Origin of the sequence: Vibrio sp. RE86 (assembly GCF_013114545.1) — a bacterium.
GTDB lineage: Bacteria > Pseudomonadota > Gammaproteobacteria > Enterobacterales > Vibrionaceae > Vibrio.
The window spans coordinates 1-2,173 of record NZ_VTXI01000053.1 but is presented as its reverse complement, the minus strand read 5'-3'; the positions used below and the strand labels follow the sequence as shown (position 1 = coordinate 2,173).

Sequence of the window (2,173 nt, the reverse complement as noted above, 5' to 3'; positions counted from 1 at the left end):
AGATTCGCAACGCTCGGCATTCTCAGTTCAAGTCGAGTTTTGGTGTTTACGGCGCAGTGGTTTAGGTTTTGTGGTAGCGTTGCTCACTACTTAACGCGGCGTTAACTTACTAATCGGGAACAGGAAGATAGCCGAATTTTTTCTATTAAAATAGTATAATTTCAGACTATTTTAGAGACATGCATTCTGTTTTAATAGATGCTCTAGGAGCTACGTTATGAAACCCAAATTGAAGTTATTAACAGCATTATTGATTGCATTGCCACCTCTTTCTGTATCGGCTAGTGACACACCGAAAGTTAAAAGCATGGTGAAAATTAGTGGAACAGATGCAATGTTTAACTACGACATTTATACAAATCTAGATGATGAATCTGGTTTAAAAGAGATTGATGAGTTTCGTCCAGAACTGAATGCTCGCTTTTGCAATGTTGTAAGAGCATGGAAGCTTGAAATGGCACAGGGGCGAATATTATCTAGTTCGGGTAAACAAGTAGGTGCATTCTCAGCGACAAAATGGGACTGCAATCAGTAAGTTAACAAACTGTTTAAGAGTGATTCGCAACGCGTGGCGTTATTACAATGCGTTGGCTTTAGTGTATTAGGTGGTATGCGGGAGCTTCGGTATTGCGTTGCTCACACCTTAACAGGGCGTTATGTTGTTTCCACGACTTGTAGCTTTCGGGTAGCAGAGAATCACCCGAATTATCAGAAAGATAGACTAGGGCATCAATCACACGAAGTGGTGATAGTAGGTTCTCAGAACTGCATTTATCTAGCTCAAATCCAAGGTAAACAAGATCATTTTCTATCTTAAGAAATAGGTTTCCTTGAGGTGGTCTTTCTTGAGTCAAAGCGAACTCGCCAATACCGAGGAAATGTGAACTCTTTAGGTTTCTAGTTGCATAAATATCGCACTTCAATTTGTGGGCTAGTGTTAGGAAATCAATAAGCAGGTTAACTTGCTCATCTGAAATGTTATCGAGTGCTTTTATATGCGGCTCTTTGCAAAACTGTTCTAAATAGCTAATCATTTCGCCGATATCGTTGTTAAATAGCATGGTAAGTCACCCTTGTTGTAAGGGTTGCGATTGTACCGTCAGACCCACAACATAACAAAGCGTTTAAGACAGATTCCCAACGCTTGGCATTTTGGGTTTGCTTTGAATTTAGTGTTTACGGCACAATGGTTTAGGTTTGGTGGTCTGCGTTGCTCACTACTTAACGCGGCGTTAGGGTTAAAGAGGAAGTTTATGGCTAGTTTTGTGTGGGGAAGAGATCCTCAAGAAGCATATAGAAACCCATATGAATGGGATGCTAATAAACAGTTTTCTATCGAAGCGAGAGCTATTCTTGATCGTTTTTTTGCGGTGCTAATGAATAAGGATATCTGTTTCGAGAAAAGTGAAACGAGCTTTAACAAAGCCGAATGGATGTTGCTGACAGATGCCACAGATTCGCTTATTGAAGCTTTAGAAAATCTAGATAAAAGTAAACATCGCATTACTTCGCGCTTATTTCGTGATGTCGTTGAAAATCTAGATTTGCTAACTTATTTTCGTGCTGAGACACATCAATCTCAAAAAGATTTAAGAAAGTGGTTTAAAGGTGAATTTATTCCACATCGTGTTTCTAGAGAGCATTTGAGAGAAACTGACGGTGAAAGTGCTCGCAAACAACGAGCGAAGTATTATCAAGAGTTATCAGCGTTCACGCATCGGACTTATAAAGCATTGTGTGATAGTTACACGTTAGGGCAAGGCAACAAGCTTGTGTATGATACAGATGCTGTATCACGAATGATGGTTCCTCCGCAGACTTTGTCTGCTTACTATTGCGTGCTATCAGACCTCATCATACACCTATCAAACTCATTACAACAAAGTGAGCTTATTACAAAAGAGCAACTGGCATCGTATTGGTTAGCTGTAGTAGAAACGGATAGTGTTCCAAGGCGGTTTGTACAAATTTAACCCTAACAAAGCATTTAAGAGTGATTCCCAACGCTTGGCATTTTTCATTCCATCGTTGGGTTTAGTGTTTACGGTGGTATGGTTAGGTTTCGTGGTAGCGTTGCTCACACCTTAATGCGGCGTTATGTTTACTTGTATTTCAATGGCTTAAATGTCTTAGGCTCTAGTTCTTTGTCCCTCTAGCCGTTCGTCCCTAGTAG

2 protein-coding genes and 1 pseudogene are annotated in these 2,173 nt (G+C 40.2%); 2 read left to right on the top strand and 1 reads right to left on the bottom strand.

Features of this window, described 5'->3' with window-relative positions; all coding sequences use genetic code 11:
• Window positions 1–217 precede the first annotated feature (217 nt).
• Window positions 218–535 (top strand): hypothetical protein, encoded by a 318-nt coding sequence (locus F0231_RS20710; protein WP_171761562.1) that lies wholly within the window; start codon window positions 218–220, stop codon window positions 533–535.
• Between the two features lie 139 nt (window positions 536–674).
• Here F0231_RS20710 and F0231_RS20705 read toward each other — a convergent pair.
• A pseudogene (locus F0231_RS20705) lies at window positions 675–1,061 on the bottom strand (hypothetical protein); the annotation flags it as partial.
• A 192-nt stretch (window positions 1,062–1,253) separates the two neighbouring features.
• Here F0231_RS20705 and F0231_RS20870 point away from each other — a divergent pair.
• Complete coding sequence (locus F0231_RS20870; RefSeq protein WP_216612389.1) at window positions 1,254–1,973, top strand: hypothetical protein; 720 nt, start codon at window positions 1,254–1,256, stop codon at window positions 1,971–1,973.
• Window positions 1,974–2,173 lie beyond the last annotated feature (200 nt).